18 protein-coding genes are annotated in these 14,522 nt (G+C 37.7%); 13 read left to right on the top strand and 5 right to left on the bottom strand.

What is annotated here, in order from left to right; translation table 11 throughout:
• Window position 1 precedes the first annotated feature (1 nt).
• The 10 genes from urtE (at window position 2) to V5290_RS10485 (ending at window position 6,593) form a co-directional block, all read left to right on the top strand.
• Window positions 2–697 (top strand): urea ABC transporter ATP-binding subunit UrtE, encoded by a 696-nt coding sequence (gene urtE, locus V5290_RS10530; RefSeq protein ID WP_333385158.1) that lies wholly within the window; start codon window positions 2–4, stop codon window positions 695–697.
• Between the two features lie 22 nt (window positions 698–719).
• Complete coding sequence (locus V5290_RS10525) at window positions 720–1,634, top strand: urease accessory protein UreD (RefSeq protein ID WP_333385155.1); 915 nt, start codon at window positions 720–722, stop codon at window positions 1,632–1,634.
• A gap of 12 nt (window positions 1,635–1,646) precedes the next feature.
• A complete protein-coding gene (ureA, locus tag V5290_RS10520; protein WP_113817803.1) occupies window positions 1,647–1,949 on the top strand; it encodes an urease subunit gamma in 303 nt (100 codons plus the stop codon).
• Between the two features lie 13 nt (window positions 1,950–1,962).
• On the top strand, window positions 1,963–2,292 hold the full coding sequence (locus tag V5290_RS10515; protein WP_333385150.1) for an urease subunit beta: 330 nt from the start codon (window positions 1,963–1,965) through the stop codon (window positions 2,290–2,292).
• 2 nt (window positions 2,293–2,294) lie between these two features.
• Window positions 2,295–3,998: an urease subunit alpha gene (gene ureC / locus V5290_RS10510; protein WP_333385147.1), complete on the top strand. Its 1,704-nt coding sequence runs from the start codon at window positions 2,295–2,297 to the stop codon at window positions 3,996–3,998.
• Window positions 3,999–4,057: 59 nt separating this feature from the next.
• Entirely contained in the window at window positions 4,058–4,540 is a 483-nt protein-coding gene (ureE, locus tag V5290_RS10505) for an urease accessory protein UreE (protein ID WP_333385144.1), read from the top strand.
• 1 nt (window position 4,541) lies between these two features.
• Window positions 4,542–5,225, top strand: a complete 684-nt coding sequence (locus tag V5290_RS10500; RefSeq protein ID WP_333385142.1) for an urease accessory protein UreF — start codon at window positions 4,542–4,544, stop codon at window positions 5,223–5,225.
• A gap of 50 nt (window positions 5,226–5,275) precedes the next feature.
• Window positions 5,276–5,887: an urease accessory protein UreG gene (gene ureG, locus V5290_RS10495; RefSeq protein WP_333385139.1), complete on the top strand. Its 612-nt coding sequence runs from the start codon at window positions 5,276–5,278 to the stop codon at window positions 5,885–5,887.
• Between the two features lie 30 nt (window positions 5,888–5,917).
• Window positions 5,918–6,103, top strand: coding sequence for a hypothetical protein (locus V5290_RS10490; RefSeq protein ID WP_333385136.1), 186 nt, complete (start codon window positions 5,918–5,920; stop codon window positions 6,101–6,103).
• Window positions 6,104–6,386: 283 nt separating this feature from the next.
• Window positions 6,387–6,593, top strand: a complete 207-nt coding sequence (locus tag V5290_RS10485) for a cold-shock protein (protein ID WP_113817810.1) — start codon at window positions 6,387–6,389, stop codon at window positions 6,591–6,593.
• A 1,225-nt stretch (window positions 6,594–7,818) separates the two neighbouring features.
• Here the strand turns inward: V5290_RS10485 and V5290_RS10480 are convergent.
• A complete protein-coding gene (locus V5290_RS10480; RefSeq protein WP_333385133.1) occupies window positions 7,819–8,259 on the bottom strand; it encodes a cytidine/deoxycytidylate deaminase family protein in 441 nt (146 codons plus the stop codon).
• 131 nt (window positions 8,260–8,390) lie between these two features.
• Between V5290_RS10480 and V5290_RS10475 the strand changes: the two genes are divergently transcribed.
• Together V5290_RS10475 and V5290_RS10470 are read left to right on the top strand one after the other, a co-directional pair.
• On the top strand, window positions 8,391–9,341 hold the full coding sequence (locus tag V5290_RS10475; protein WP_333385130.1) for a YeiH family protein: 951 nt from the start codon (window positions 8,391–8,393) through the stop codon (window positions 9,339–9,341).
• 64 nt (window positions 9,342–9,405) lie between these two features.
• Entirely contained in the window at window positions 9,406–10,236 is an 831-nt protein-coding gene (locus V5290_RS10470) for an ion transporter (protein WP_333385128.1), read from the top strand.
• A gap of 10 nt (window positions 10,237–10,246) precedes the next feature.
• Here the strand turns inward: V5290_RS10470 and V5290_RS10465 are convergent, their stop codons facing one another.
• On the bottom strand, window positions 10,247–10,402 hold the full coding sequence (locus V5290_RS10465) for a hypothetical protein (RefSeq protein WP_333385125.1): 156 nt from the start codon (window positions 10,400–10,402) through the stop codon (window positions 10,247–10,249).
• A 133-nt stretch (window positions 10,403–10,535) separates the two neighbouring features.
• Between V5290_RS10465 and V5290_RS10460 the strand changes: the two genes are divergently transcribed.
• Window positions 10,536–10,832, top strand: a complete 297-nt coding sequence (locus V5290_RS10460) for a Fis family transcriptional regulator (RefSeq protein WP_333385121.1) — start codon at window positions 10,536–10,538, stop codon at window positions 10,830–10,832.
• Between the two features lie 74 nt (window positions 10,833–10,906).
• Here V5290_RS10460 and V5290_RS10455 read toward each other — a convergent pair whose 3' ends face one another.
• The 3 genes from V5290_RS10455 to V5290_RS10445 form a co-directional block, all read right to left on the bottom strand.
• Window positions 10,907–11,854 (bottom strand): ABC transporter permease, encoded by a 948-nt coding sequence (locus V5290_RS10455; RefSeq protein WP_333385118.1) that lies wholly within the window; start codon window positions 11,852–11,854, stop codon window positions 10,907–10,909.
• A 1-nt stretch (window position 11,855) separates the two neighbouring features.
• A complete protein-coding gene (locus V5290_RS10450; protein WP_333385116.1) occupies window positions 11,856–12,833 on the bottom strand; it encodes an ABC transporter permease in 978 nt (325 codons plus the stop codon).
• Window positions 12,834–12,912: 79 nt separating this feature from the next.
• The gene (locus V5290_RS10445) at window positions 12,913–14,463 is read right to left on the bottom strand and encodes an ABC transporter substrate-binding protein (RefSeq protein WP_333385113.1); all 1,551 of its coding nucleotides are present in this window, start codon (window positions 14,461–14,463) and stop codon (window positions 12,913–12,915) included.
• Between the last annotated feature and the right edge of the window lie 59 nt (window positions 14,464–14,522).

The following is a 14,522-nucleotide window of genomic DNA, read 5'->3' as shown; positions in this document are numbered from 1 at the left end:
GATGATTGAGTTAACATCAGTAGATCAAAAATATGGTGATACCCAAATCCTATGGGATCTTAACCTGAAAATAGAAAAAGGCTCTCGTACTTGTATCATGGGACGCAATGGCGTCGGTAAAACAACGTTATTAAAAACCATTATGGGGCTGTTACCTATTAGTGCTGGTAGCCTTGTTATCAATGATATTGATATGGGACGTAGTAGTGTTGAGAAACGCCCTGAGATTGGTGTTGGTTATGTTCCTCAAGGACGCCATATATTCCCTCAGCTAACAGTCGAAGAGAATTTGAAAATTAGCTTAAATTGCTCAAGACAAAAAAGTAAAACAATACCGCATCATGTTTACAAATTGTTCCCTGTTTTAAAAGAGATGTTGCACCGTCGTGGTGGTGATTTATCTGGTGGGCAACAGCAACAGCTCGCTATTGCTCGTGCATTGGTGTTAAACCCGGATATTTTAATTCTTGATGAGCCCAACGAGGGTATTCAGCCTAACATAGTACAATTAATCCGAGATGTGTTATTAAAACTAAATAAAGAAGAGGGGATGACCATTATTTTGGTAGAGCAAAAACTGCCTTTTGCTCGTGCAGTTGGAGAAAATTTCCATATAATGGAAAAAGGACAAGTTGTTGCATCTGGCTTAATGGATGAGCTCAATGACGAGATAGTAGGTAAATACTTAGCGGTATAATACAAACTAGTTTAAGGAAAAAATGAATACAATAGTCGAAGTCCCTATTACTTCAGCAGTAAAAGCGCCATTGAAAAATCAATGGTTTGCTCATCTAGCGTTAGAGTTTGGCTACACCTCGATTGGTACGCAATTAACGCGCACTCAACGTAAAGGCCCGCTTTCTGTTCAAAAAGCGTTTTATCCAGAAGGGCGCGATTGTGCACATATTTATTTGCTGCATCCTCCTGCTGGCATTGTCTCTGGTGATGAGTTGCGCATTAGTGTCGCTGTGAAAGAAAAAGCGCACCTATTGTTTACTACACCTGGAGCAGGGCGTTTTTATCGAGCTCGAACCAACCTTGATATTGGTGATACAAAGCAAACACAAATCACTCACTTTGCACTTACAGCTGATGCTAAGTGTGAAAATTTCCCGCAAGAAACCATTGTTTACGAAGGTGCTGATGGCTTTAATACAGTGGATATCGAGCTAACTAGTAGCAGTGCTTATTTAGGCTGGGATATCACTTGTCTTGGACTGCCTGATTCAGCACAACCATTTGTTGAGGGTAAATACTGCCAACTCAACCGTTTATTTTGCGATGGCAAATTGATTTATCATGATCGTATCGCTTTATCACCTGCTAACCAATTATTAACTCACCCTGCAGGCTTGGCTGGTCAGAGTGTGTTTGCGACTTTTCTTGCTTATGCCCCAGAGAAATTAAGCAATAAACAACAACGCACAGAGTTAGTTGATCTACTACGTCAAAAAGTCATTGATGTAGATGCTCAAAGTACAATTAGTATCACCGATATTGAAGGCCTAATAGTGATCCGCTATCTCGGTTCTCACGCACAACAATGTAAACAGCTTTTTATCCATTTATGGGAAATATTACGCCCTGTATTAATAGGGAAAGCGGCAAATCAACCAAGAGTTTGGCATACATAAGAAGAGATTATTATGGATTTATTACCAAGAGAAAAAGACAAGTTATTGCTTTTTACTGCGGCATTACTAGCAGAGCGTCGATTAAAGCGAGGCGTAAAACTTAATTACCCAGAAGCAATGGCATATATTTCTATGGAGATCATGGAAGGCGCTCGTGATGGTAAAACTGTCGCTGAAATGATGGATTACGGCCGTACTCTATTAACGCGAGATCAAGTGATGGATGGTATTGCTGAAATGATTCCTGAAGTGCAAGTAGAAGCAACTTTTCCTGATGGTACAAAGTTGGTAACAGTTCACAACCCAATCATTTAATGGAGTAAAGCTTATGATTCCAGGTGAAATTATAACGGATAGTGGTGATCGAGAGTTAAATATTGGTTGTGAAAAAATAACCGTGAGTGTTGCTAACTCAGGTGATCGACCTATTCAAGTCGGATCGCATTATCATTTTTACGAAGTCAATAAAGCTTTAATTTTCGAGCGTGAAATAACTAAAGGTTATCGTTTAGATATTACTTCAAGTACCGCTGTACGTTTTGAGCCAGGGCAAAAAAGAGACGTTACTTTAATTGCTTATCGCGGTAAGCGTCGTGTATTTGGTTTCCGAGGCGAGATTCAAGGAGATATTCAAAGCGGTTCAGAGGGAGATAGATAATTATGGCAACGATAGATAAACATGCTTATGCGCATATGTTTGGTCCAACAGTGGGTGACCGCGTCCGTTTAGCTGACACTGACTTGTGGATTGAAGTAGAAAAAGATTTTACTGAATATGGCGAAGAGGTCACTTTTGGTGGTGGTAAAGTTATTCGAGATGGCATGGGGCAAAGCCAAGCGTCATGTTCGGAGACCGTTGATTTAGTGATCACTAATGCATTAATTCTGGATCATTGGGGAATTGTCAAAGCGGATGTCGGTATTAAAGATGGACGTATCGCTATTATTGGTAAAGCAGGCAATCCTGATATTCAAGATAATATCGATATCGAAATAAGCGCTGGTACTGAGGTTATTGCAGGAGAAGGACAAATTCTAACGGCTGGTGGTATAGACGCTCATATTCATTTTATTTGCCCACAACAGATCGAAGAAGCACAAATGTCAGGTGTGACTACTATGATCGGTGGTGGTACTGGACCTGCAACGGGAACTAAAGCGACAACCTGTACGCCTGGACCTTGGAATATTCATAAAATGTTGCAAGCCACCAATGACTTTGCAATGAACTTTGGTTTTTTAGGTAAAGGAAACGTCAGTTTACCAAAAGCTATTGAAGAGCAAATTGAAGCTGGAGTGTGTGGGTTAAAACTGCACGAAGATTGGGGAACTACCCCAGCAGCTATTGATAATTGTTTATCGGTTGCTGAGCGATATGATGTACAAGTTGCTATTCATACTGATACTTTGAATGAATCTGGTTTTTTAGAAGATACACTCGGTGCATTTAAGGGCCGTACTATTCATACTTACCATACTGAAGGTGCTGGTGGTGGCCATTCACCAGATATCATCCGCGCTTGTGGCGAGCCCAATGTCTTACCTTCATCAACAAACCCAACAAGACCTTATACGGTTAATACCATTGATGAACATTTAGATATGTTGATGGTTTGTCATCATTTAAACCCTTCTATTCCTGAAGATATTGCCTTTGCCGATTCACGTATCCGTAAAGAGAGTATTGCTGCTGAAGATATCATGCATGATTTAGGGGCTATCAGCATGATTTCATCTGACTCTCAAGCGATGGGGCGTGTTGGTGAAATGATTACGCGTACTTGGCAGACTGCCCATAAAATGAAACAACAACGAGGTCCATTATCACCTGATACAGAAAGAAATGATAACTTCCGAGCAAAACGATACATCGCTAAATACACTATTAATCCAGCCATTAGTCATGGGGTTAGCCATGAAGTTGGTTCGATTGAAGTCGGTAAAATGGCTGACTTAGTGTTGTGGAAGCCGGCATTTTTTGGAATTAAGCCCTCAATGATCATTAAGTCGGGTTTTATTGCTGCAGCCCCAATGGGCGATGCAAACGCTTCAATTCCAACACCTCAACCCGTTTATTACCGTCCAATGTTTGGATCATTTGGCAGCGCAGCAGCTAAAACATCAATGACTTTTTTATCGCAAGCAGCCGTTGACAAGAATGTTCCGGAGGCCGCGGGTATGACGCGTTTAGTCGGTGTATGTAAAAATACGAGAAATGTTGGCAAAAAAGACATGGTTCATAATGATTGGATGCCGAATATTGAAGTTGACTCGCAAACTTATGAAGTACGCGCGAATGGGGAACTATTAACTTGTGAGCCTGCGACGGAGTTACCGTTAGCACAGCGTTATACCTTGTTCTAATTTATTACGTGCGTTATAAAAATCACAATAAAAACAAGATAATAGGAAACTGGTAAACAATGTTACAAGTATTTGAAAGGTTGGATCATACTCATGAACCAATAAATGATTCGATTACATTGGATCATGATACGCGTAAGAAATCACGCATTAAAGGTGTTACAGATAAAGGCCTCGATATTGGTATCTTTGTAGAGCGAGGCCACCCGTTGTTAGTAGGAGAGATTCTTAAAACAGAGTGCGGCTTATTAATCGAAGTGAAAGGTCAAACTGAAGAAGTGTCTACTGCAATAGGTCAAGATTGGTTAACCTTTAGCAAGGTTTGTTATCACCTAGGTAATCGCCATACTACATTACAAGTTGGTGAATTATGGGTACGTTTTAAACCTGATCATGTGTTAGAAGAGCTCGCTGAAAACTATGGGTTAACTATTGATAAAACACCTGCAGTTTTTAAACCTGAAAATGGAGCCTATGGGAAACGAAATGGGCATGCCCATAGCCATTCTCATAATCATAGTAGCCATCATCATGAGCATTAATATGGAAAATCCTATTAAGCTTAACCGTTTATTACAATTATGCAGTGCTAACTTACCTGTTGGTGGATTCTCTTTCTCACAAGGATTGGAATATGCAACTGAAGTAGGCTGGGTAAACAACCAAAAAAGTACTTTTGATTGGATTAAGTTAAATCTTAACGAATCTATTGCTCGCACTGATTTAGCACTATTAAAAAGGTTGTATCAAGCATTAGAGCAAGATGATTTCGCAAGCTTTATAACCCATAATCAACATCTTATTGCTTGTCGTGAAAGCAGTGAATTACGTCTTGCAGATGTTGCAATGGGCAAAGCATTAATTCGTTTATTAAAGCAATTAGATGGTATTGATAGCGATCCTTACAACGAGCTATTTACACAGTCAGATAGCAGTTTTGTCAGTATTTTTGCAATTGCTGCTTACCTTTGTGAATTGGATTTAATTTCTGCACAAAGCGGGTATTGCTGGACATACCTAGATAATCAAGTGGCGGCAGCGACTAAGTTAGTGCCATTAGGGCAAACCCAAGCACAAAATTTACTTTTTGAATTAAGCGACAAAGTCTCTGACGCAATCAATATCGCCAATCAGCTTGATGATGTGGATATTGGTGCAAGTTTACCACGACTAGCGATGGCTAGTGCTTGGCATGAAACGCAATATACACGCTTATTTCGTTCTTAATACCTGATTTGAAATTGATAAAAGTACTTTAGAAAAGTGAGAAAAATGCAATGAGAAAGAAACAATTACTACGTATCGGAGTCGGTGGTCCTGTCGGCTCTGGTAAAACGGCTTTATTGAGTCAATTATGTTTAGCGCTACGTGATAAATATGAAATGGCAGTGGTAACAAATGATATCTATACCCATGAAGATGCACAGTTTCTAACACGTAATGATGCACTCTCTGCTGATCGTATTATGGGAGTGGAAACGGGTGGGTGTCCACACACTGCTATTCGAGAAGATGCTTCTATGAACTTGGCGGCGATCGATGAGTTACATGAACGCCACCCCGATCTAGATTTTGTTTTAGTGGAAAGTGGTGGTGATAATTTAAGCGCAACCTTTAGTCCAGAATTATCGGATTTAACTTTATATGTTATCGATGTTTCTGCGGGTGACAAAATTCCACGTAAAGGTGGTCCTGGCATAACTAAATCAGACTTGTTGATCATTAATAAAATAGATGTGGCGGATTTAGTAGGCGCTTCGTTGGAAGTGATGGATCGAGACGCGAAAAAAATGCGTGGAGATAAACCGTTTATTTTTAGTAATATGAAAACACAGCAAGGTTTAAATGATATTATCGACTTTATTGAAACACAGGGAATGCTGAAATAGCGTTCTTTTTAAAATTAACAAGGAAAATACATGAAATTTTTAACTTTTATCTTTAGCTTATTATTAACCTCTCAAGCTTTTGCACATGCAGACCATGCATTAGGCGATGGTGCTTTGCATATGCTTTATCATGCTGTTTTTTGGGCGTTATTTGCAGTAGTTGCGGTAAAAGCATTTACTTACTTTAAAGCTAAAAAGAAACAAAACAGTAAATAATCAAAGAGCATGACTACCTTTAAAGTCAGTTTAAAGGTAGTTCGCTGGACAAGCTTAGCTGAATGAAAATAGCGTAATAAAATAGGATTTATCGTAAACATTAGTTGACTTAAGTAAGGGTTCAGATACTATAAAGGTCAGCAGAAATAAAGCCTATTGTTTACATTCTCCATTTCGTTGTTTTAGTTATAATACCTCGTTTGTAGTTTTTAAGTTCCAGCCTAATTTACGCTACGCAAGCCTATTAAAGGCAGTTTTCAAATATACAAACAGGATAATTATTATGTCTAAAGTTCAAGGTACAGTTAAATGGTTCAACGAATCTAAAGGTTTTGGTTTCATCGAGCAAGCTGCTGGTCCAGACGTATTCGCACACTTCAGTGCAATCGTAAGCGAAGGTTTCAAAACTTTAGCTGAAGGCCAAAAAGTAGAATTCACAGTAAGCCAAGGTCCTAAAGGTCCTCAAGCTGAAGGTATCGTAGCACTTTAAGTTGCTGTGATATTTTAGCCGCTACAATAAGCTGCTAACTATTCTAAGAAAATGGTAAATCCGCAAGGGTTTACCATTTTTTTTGCGCAAAATTTAGAGCTTTTATTTAATACTAATTGTATTAAATAAGTGTTCTAAATTTTGCGCAGGAAAAATGACTTAATTCAGGCGTAATTTAAGCCTTTCATCGATTAACTTCGTTAATAGTCTATCGGAGAATTAGCGGTAAGATGTTAATTCTTTAATCGTTGTTCTATTTGCGAAAATTACTTCGTGTGATTGGTATTACTTGGAGGATCTTGGAAAGTGAAGGTTTTATTGTGCTACTTCAGATAAAAGCAGCACATTAATTTTTGCACATTTTGAATGGTGCGAGTCTTATTAAGTGATAACTTGATAAGTGCTTTTGAGAAAGCTAATAAGGTTAGAGGCACCTTATACTATTTGCATATTAAATCTTGCTTCAACTGATATTCTTTAATCAGTTTGATGTTAACCGAGCGGGGCTAATCTGCTCTTGTTAAAGTCTTTATTATATTGCTTAATTTTGTGCTGCTACTTCTTTCTCTTTTATTACTTGTTGGTTTTCATCTTTGTTAAGTTGGAACCAAAATCTTTTTCTACCTGTAGAACGAGCCATATATTTTCCTTATGGTTTTATACCAAAACACTTAACTTGGCTATTTTACTTGTTAAAAAAATTTACTTTTTGTTTTAAGTTTCGTTAAAAGAACAGTTCTTCCTTTCAACTCACGCCTTAATAAAATTATTTCTATTACGTAAAATTTAGCTTCGTTATTTAATAAGCTTGGTATTATTTCCCATCACTTTATGTAAAGTAATTGGGACAAAATCGTTACTGTACTTAATTTATTACCGTACAAACGAAAAGTTAATTGCAAAATTGCATACACTGAATTGGGGATTATTGAATGATTTTTATCAAGCTGAGGGAAATACTAAGGACAACGAAAACGATGTAGCAGAGGATATCTTGGACTTTATTTTGACATTAATAACGCTTTAATTTCAGAGCGAAATTCATCATAAGTGATTTAAATATATAATACTAGTAATATCTGCATTTTATTTAAACAAATAGTGCTAAAAATTTATACCTTCATTGATAACTGATAATTTTTTATTATTACTTTCCTATTACTTTCCTATTAGTAATAGTGCTCGTGGTGATCTTTTACAGATCACCAGACTGATAACGTTAATGTTAGATTTTATCTAGCGGTAACCAATCAACGGTTACACCTGATTGATTAAACATATCTTCACTGAGCTTAATCTTATCACCCCAACGGGATAAAAAGTCTTCACTTTGCGCTGGGCAATGCACTGCCTTAATACCTGTTTGAATAATTTTAGCTGCGCAATTAGGGCAAGGAAAATGAGTGACCCAGATTTCACAACCATTCAAATCACGTTTTGCATAAAGGATAGCATTTTCTTCTGCATGTAATGTTTTAAGTAATTTAATTTCACGTTGATCTGTTTCCGCACTATCCGAAATACCTTGAGGGTAACCATTAAAGCCTAATGACACGATGCGATTTCGCTCTGTGATCACCGCACCTACTTGTGTTGACGGATCTTTACTCCAAGACGCAACTAATTCTGCCATTTGAATGAATCGAGGTGCCCATTTAGAAATCATATTCAAGTTAATCCTTATGCTGGTAGGTTATTATCTTGTGTTCAGTTTTTATTAACCTTTGATTAAATTCTTTCGAATATACTTAATCTTGGTGCTTTTATATTATCTGCTATTCAAATTAGGAGGTAATGATGATTAGTGATATTAGCAAAATACAATGTAATAAACATATTATTCTATTCGCTGTTGTTGGCGCTCTATGCTTATCTCCTATTATCTCATCACCAATCGCACTAGTGTTAGGTTTTACACTCGCTACTCTAGGGTTTGTACCAACTCAAATTGATATTGCTTTGTTAACAAAACGTCTATTAGCTATTTCTATTGTTGGTTTAGGCTTTGGTATTAATGTTGATCAAGCTATCCAGGCAAGCTCGGGTAATATCGGCTTAATTGTTGGTTCTATTTTTAGCACTTTGTTAATTGGTACTTTATTGTCTAAAGCATTTAAAATGGATGCTAAAACAGGACATTTAGTCTCATCAGGAACCGCTATTTGTGGAGGAAGTGCCATTGCAGCAGTGGCTCCTGCTATTCAAGCCAATAACGAACAAACCTCCCATGCATTAGCTACTGTGTTTATTTTAAATAGTATTGCGTTATTTGTATTTCCATTAGTTGGCCATGCTTTAGGAATGAGTCAATATAACTTTGGTTTGTGGAGTGCTATCGCGATTCATGATACCTCATCTGTCGTAGGTGCTGCATCAGCCTATGGTGATGAAGCTTTAGAGATTGCTACAACGGTTAAGTTAGCGCGTGCTTTATGGATTGTACCTGTGGCTTTTATCAGTGCATTTATTTTTAAAGGTGATAGTAAAAAAGTGTCAGTACCAATGTTCATTGTGTATTACTGCATTGCTATTGCCATTGCACATTTTTTACCGCAATTTCACGGGGTATATCAAGAGGTATTCTTCATGGGTAAACGTTTATTAGTGGTTTGTTTATTCTTGATTGGCTGTGGGATAACAATAAAAACGATTAGAAATGCTGGATATAAACCAATGTTACTAGGTATCTTATTGTGGGTCAGCGTGGCATCTGTGGTGTTAGGATATATTCAATTTACGTTGGCATAATATGCCTAGACTCTTTATCTGATTCCTTTTATGCTAGCCCTAATTATTTCTTAGGGCTTAATTTATGACAAATAACGATCAAAACAATCCGAGTAAAACTGAATTGAGTGGTTTAGAACGCCGTTTTTATGAAATTCGCAACAACAAGGTATTTGAGTTGTTTGTGATTGCGATCATCATTTTTTCTGCATTAATGATCGGAGCAAATAGCTATGAAGTCTCTGCGACAACGTTGCAGGTTTTATCAGTATTAGATATTGCTATTACCGTTATCTTTTTGGCTGAAATCATTATTCGTTTTATTGGTGAACCTAATAAAAAACGCTTCTTTTTCAATGCATGGAACGTCTTTGACACCTTTATTGTATTGGTAAGCTTAATCCCTATTGAAGACAGCGAGCTAGCGGTATTAGGACGATTGGTACGTATTTTCAGGGTATTACGTATGGTTTCTATTATTCCTGAATTACGTATCTTGATTAATTCATTAATTAAAGCATTACCGCAGCTAGGTTACGTAATGTTGCTGATGTTTATTATCTTCTATATTTATGCGGCTATCGGTACGACTTTCTTTGCTGCTATCAACCCGACTTTATGGGGCGATATTGCGGTTAGTTTATTAACCTTATTCCGAGTGATGACCTTTGAGGACTGGACTGATGTTATGTATGAAACCATGGCTGTCTACCCATTATCATGGAGCTTTTATTTAACTTTTATTTTCTTTACTGCATTTGCTTTTTTAAACATGGTGATTGGTATTGTGGTTAATGTATTGGAACAAGAAAGGCAATTAGAAGCGGATTTAGAAAGCGATAAAGCCAATCAACCAAGCTTGGTTGATCTGCAACAGGAACTAGCTGAAATTAAAGCTTTATTACAGAAAAAGTAATAATGATGGATTATTCTTGTGGCGGCTTAGTATCTTGTTGAGTTGTCACAAAATAGAATAGTAGGGCAAAGGCAAGTAATGAAAAGGCCGCGGCAATGATCCCTTGGCTTAACACAGCAATGACTAAGGAGAGCATAACTAGACTAATGATAACGGGTGCTTTCACTTGTGTTTCCTATTAGTGTTAAAGAGTAAGCCTATTATTCACAACTGTTGTAAAAAGAGATAATAAATAAATCTTCTATCTAATAGCCGTTTCCGCTTAACTAACCTCCTTATAAAAAGATTAAGAGTTTGAAATGAAGAAAAGTGATAAAAAAATTGAAAAGCAATTGTGTAAAACACTAACTGAAGTTTGTGAGTTTGCATTAGAAGATATCAATGGCTACCAATGGATAACTCATACGGTGAAGTTTGATAACTTTCCGAAATCGTTAGTGGTGACATGTGCCTTCGCTAGTCAAAAGCATATTGATGAGTTAATAGAATCAGGACAAGCTGCATTATTAAAAAAATTAATTATGCAAAAGCTAAACGATGTAAATATTAAAATAGGTGATGTTAATAAGCAGATTAAGTGGATGGTTGAAGCATAAAAATAGCCCAATAAGTAAAAATTATTGGGCTATTTGAGTACTTTAAAGCAGCTATTTATTATTGTGTAAGTGTATTAGCCTTTATATATTTTAGGGTTAAACACATCACGTAACCAATCACCTAATAAGTTGATTACTAGTACTAAGCTGATTAATACAATCCCTGGGAAGATAGTTATCCACCACGCGCCCGAGAAGATGTATTTAAAGCCAATACTAATTAATGCACCTAATGATGGCTGATCGACTGGCAAACCTAACCCTAAGAATGACAGGGCTGCTTCTGACATGATTGCATTGGCTACCTGAACTGTTGATATAACCAGAATCGGCGATAAACAGTTTGGTAGGATATGTCGGAACATAATACGCATCGATTTAAAGCCCATAACTTGTGCAGCTTCAACATACTCTTTTTTCTTTTCTGCTAATACAGAAGCGCGAATAGTACGTGCATATTGCGGCCACTCTGCAATACCAATGATCACTACCAGCATGATGACTGCATATTCAGCAAAGAACTCGGCACCAAAACTCGCTTTAAAAATAGCGGTAATAATAATAGCCACCATCATAGTAGAGAATGATAGTTGTACATCGGCAACTCGCATCAGTAGGCTATCGACACGACCACCAAAGTAACCCGCAGATAACCCAATAACGATACCAAATACTAACTGTACAGCAACTGCCAAGAAACCAATTGTCAGTGACAACCGCGAACCGTAAAGTATGGTTGATAGGATATCTCGCCCTTGGTCATCGGTACCTAAAAGAAAACGTTCTTCACCATCTTCTAACCATGATGGGGGTAATTCAGAATCCATTAAATCAACTGATGTTAAGTCGTAAGGATTAGTAGGGGAAATAATTGGCGCAAATAAGGCAGCAATAAAAAACGCTAAGAAAACTGCAAAACTAAACATCGCTACTTTATCGCGTTTAAAGTGGTAGATGAAATCAGAGTCTTTAAAACGCTGTAGACGAGATGGAGCTTGGTTTTGTTCAATCACATTAGACATATTATGCTCCTTTCCCTGTGATATTTACGGTTGGATTAACCACACCATACAATAGATCAACGATGGTATTGGTTACTACAAAAATTAACCCAACAAAGATAACGTAGGCGGTAATTAATGGCGTATCAACACGGTTGATTGCTTCTAAGAATAAGAAACCAGTGCCAGGCCATTGAAAGACTGTCTCGGTTAATATGGTGTAAGCGACCATAGTACCAATTTGTACGCCACCTACAGTTAATACCGGTAACATAGTATTTTTAAGAGCATGTTGATAATAGATTTTATTCATTGCTAAGCCTTTAGCCGTAGCAAATTTCACATATTCAGAGCTTAATGCTTCAAGCATTTCAGAACGCACTAAACGAATAAATAAAGGCAACATAATGGAAGCGAGTGAGATACAGGGTAATACCAGGTGTAATAGCCCATCGGTGGTTAAATAACCGGTTTCCCAGCCTAGTATATTGAGTGTTTCTCCTCGACCGTAAGACGGCAACCATTGCAGCTCAATGGCAAATACATACATTAAAATAATAGCGGTTAAAAACACGGGAATAGAGATACCAATGCTACTAAATGCCATAATCGCCTTTGTCCATATACTCTTGGGATTAATAGCGGAATATACGCCAAGTGGAATAGAGACTAAAACAATAATAATCGAAGCACCGAGCACTAACTCTAGTGTCGCCTCCAATTTATCTAAAATGACGTCTACAGCAGGGCGCTTAAAGAAATAAGAGTCACCTAAATCGCCTTGTACAGCATTGCTAATAAAGCGAGAGTACTTAGTGATATAAGGGTCGTTTAATCCTAAATCATCACGTAGCACTTGTCGTTCTGCTTCAGATACGGATTGGCCTACCATTTCTCGAAGTGGATCGCCTAAGTTATCTTGGATTGCAAATGCGACTAGGCTGATCACAAACATTACTATCAATGCTTGAAAAATTCGCTGGACCAAAAAGGTAAACATGGAGTTGTTTCCTATAAAGTTAATAACGACCCAAGGGCTGGGTCGTTTTATTATGGTGGTAAATGGTTAGTTAAGTTGTTTATTTAACAACTAGATCGCCAAGGTATGGGAAGTTCATTGCATTCACTACAGGTGAAAGATTTAAACTAGATTTTGCACCCCAAGCTAGGTTTTGCCAGTGTAAAGGCACAAATGCAGCTTCGTTGTATAAGATATCTTCAACTTCTTTCAGCATCTCAGCACGTTTTACTGGATCTGTTTCTGAATTTGATTGATTAACCAGCTCATCTACTTTCGGGTTTGAGTAATGACCACAGTTGTAAGCACCTTTACCGGTCTCAGCATCACGTGTCATGGTTAAGAATTCAGAAAAGTTAGCTGAATCTTCGGTATCTGAATGCCAGCCTATCATCATGATGTCTGCTGCACATTTATCAAACTCAGGCCAGTATTGTGCTTTAGGCATAGTTTTTAAATCAACAGTAATACCAATCTTAGCTAGCATAGAAGCCGTTGCTTGTGCGATTTGAGCATCGTTTACGTAGCGGTTGTTTGGCGCCATCATTGACAGTTTAAAGCCATCTTCATAACCTGCTTCTTTCATCAATGCTTTGGCTTTTTTCAGGTCGTAACGAGGTACTAAATCCGCATCGTAACCCGCGTAACCTTCAGGACCTTGTTGGCCTGCCGTAGTCGCAAAACCTTTCATGATTTTTTTCACAATTGCTTCATTGTTAATCGCGTATACAATCGCTTGACGAACACGTACATCTTTTAATGCTTCATTTGAGCTTTGGTTCATTTGTAGTGTGATGATACGAGTACCTGAAATAGTCGTTAACTCAATGTTTTTAGTATCGATAACACGCTTTTGATCATTAGGTGCAACTGGATAAATCATATCAACATCGCCAGAAAGTAATGCAGCAACACGTGTTGCATTTTCTTTAATTGGCACTAGCGTTAACTTATCAACGTTACCTGGAGATTGTTTATCCCAGTAGTCATCAAAACGATCAAATACAATCTTTACGCCTTGTTCACGAGATTCAATAATAAATGGGCCTGTTCCTGATACATGCGTTGAAGCAAAAGAATTACCGTGCTTAATAATTTCAGATTTATCTTTGCCATCCATGTCACCCGAATAGAACTTGCTGTCCATTGGGAATAGGTAAGTCGCTGTTTGTAAAACTAATGGGTAAGGCTTGTAAGACACAAGCTCAATTGTATAATCATCAATTTTAACAAGTTTTTCGTAAGGAGAAAAAACAGCTTTAAAATCTTGAGAGTCTTTTAAACGATTAAATGTCCATACTACGTCGTCAGCAGTCATGGTATTACCAGAATGGAATTTCACACCTTGGCGAAGGGTAAAGCGGAAAGTATTATCATCAACACGTTCCCATTTTTCTGCTAAACGTGGTTCAAAATCATAGCTTTGCGTAAAGCGAACTAGTGGATCAAATAGCATGTGCGACATCTGTAATACACCACCAGACAGTTGCTCATGTGGGTCAAGTGTTACTGGGTCTGAGTCATATGCAACAGTAATGTCTGCCGCTGATGATGCAAAGCTTAAACCGGTAGCAAGTAAAGCAACGGCTAGTTTGGTTTTTAGAAACTTCATTTAAAACTCCTTTTATGAAAATACTTATTTAACGTTAATGTTCTAATGGTGAAACGGCA

Origin of the sequence: Psychromonas arctica, from assembly GCF_036697365.1 — a bacterium.
GTDB lineage: Bacteria > Pseudomonadota > Gammaproteobacteria > Enterobacterales > Psychromonadaceae > Psychromonas > Psychromonas arctica_A.
Note: the sequence above shows the minus strand (reverse complement) of the source record. Positions and strands in the feature narration are given on the sequence as shown.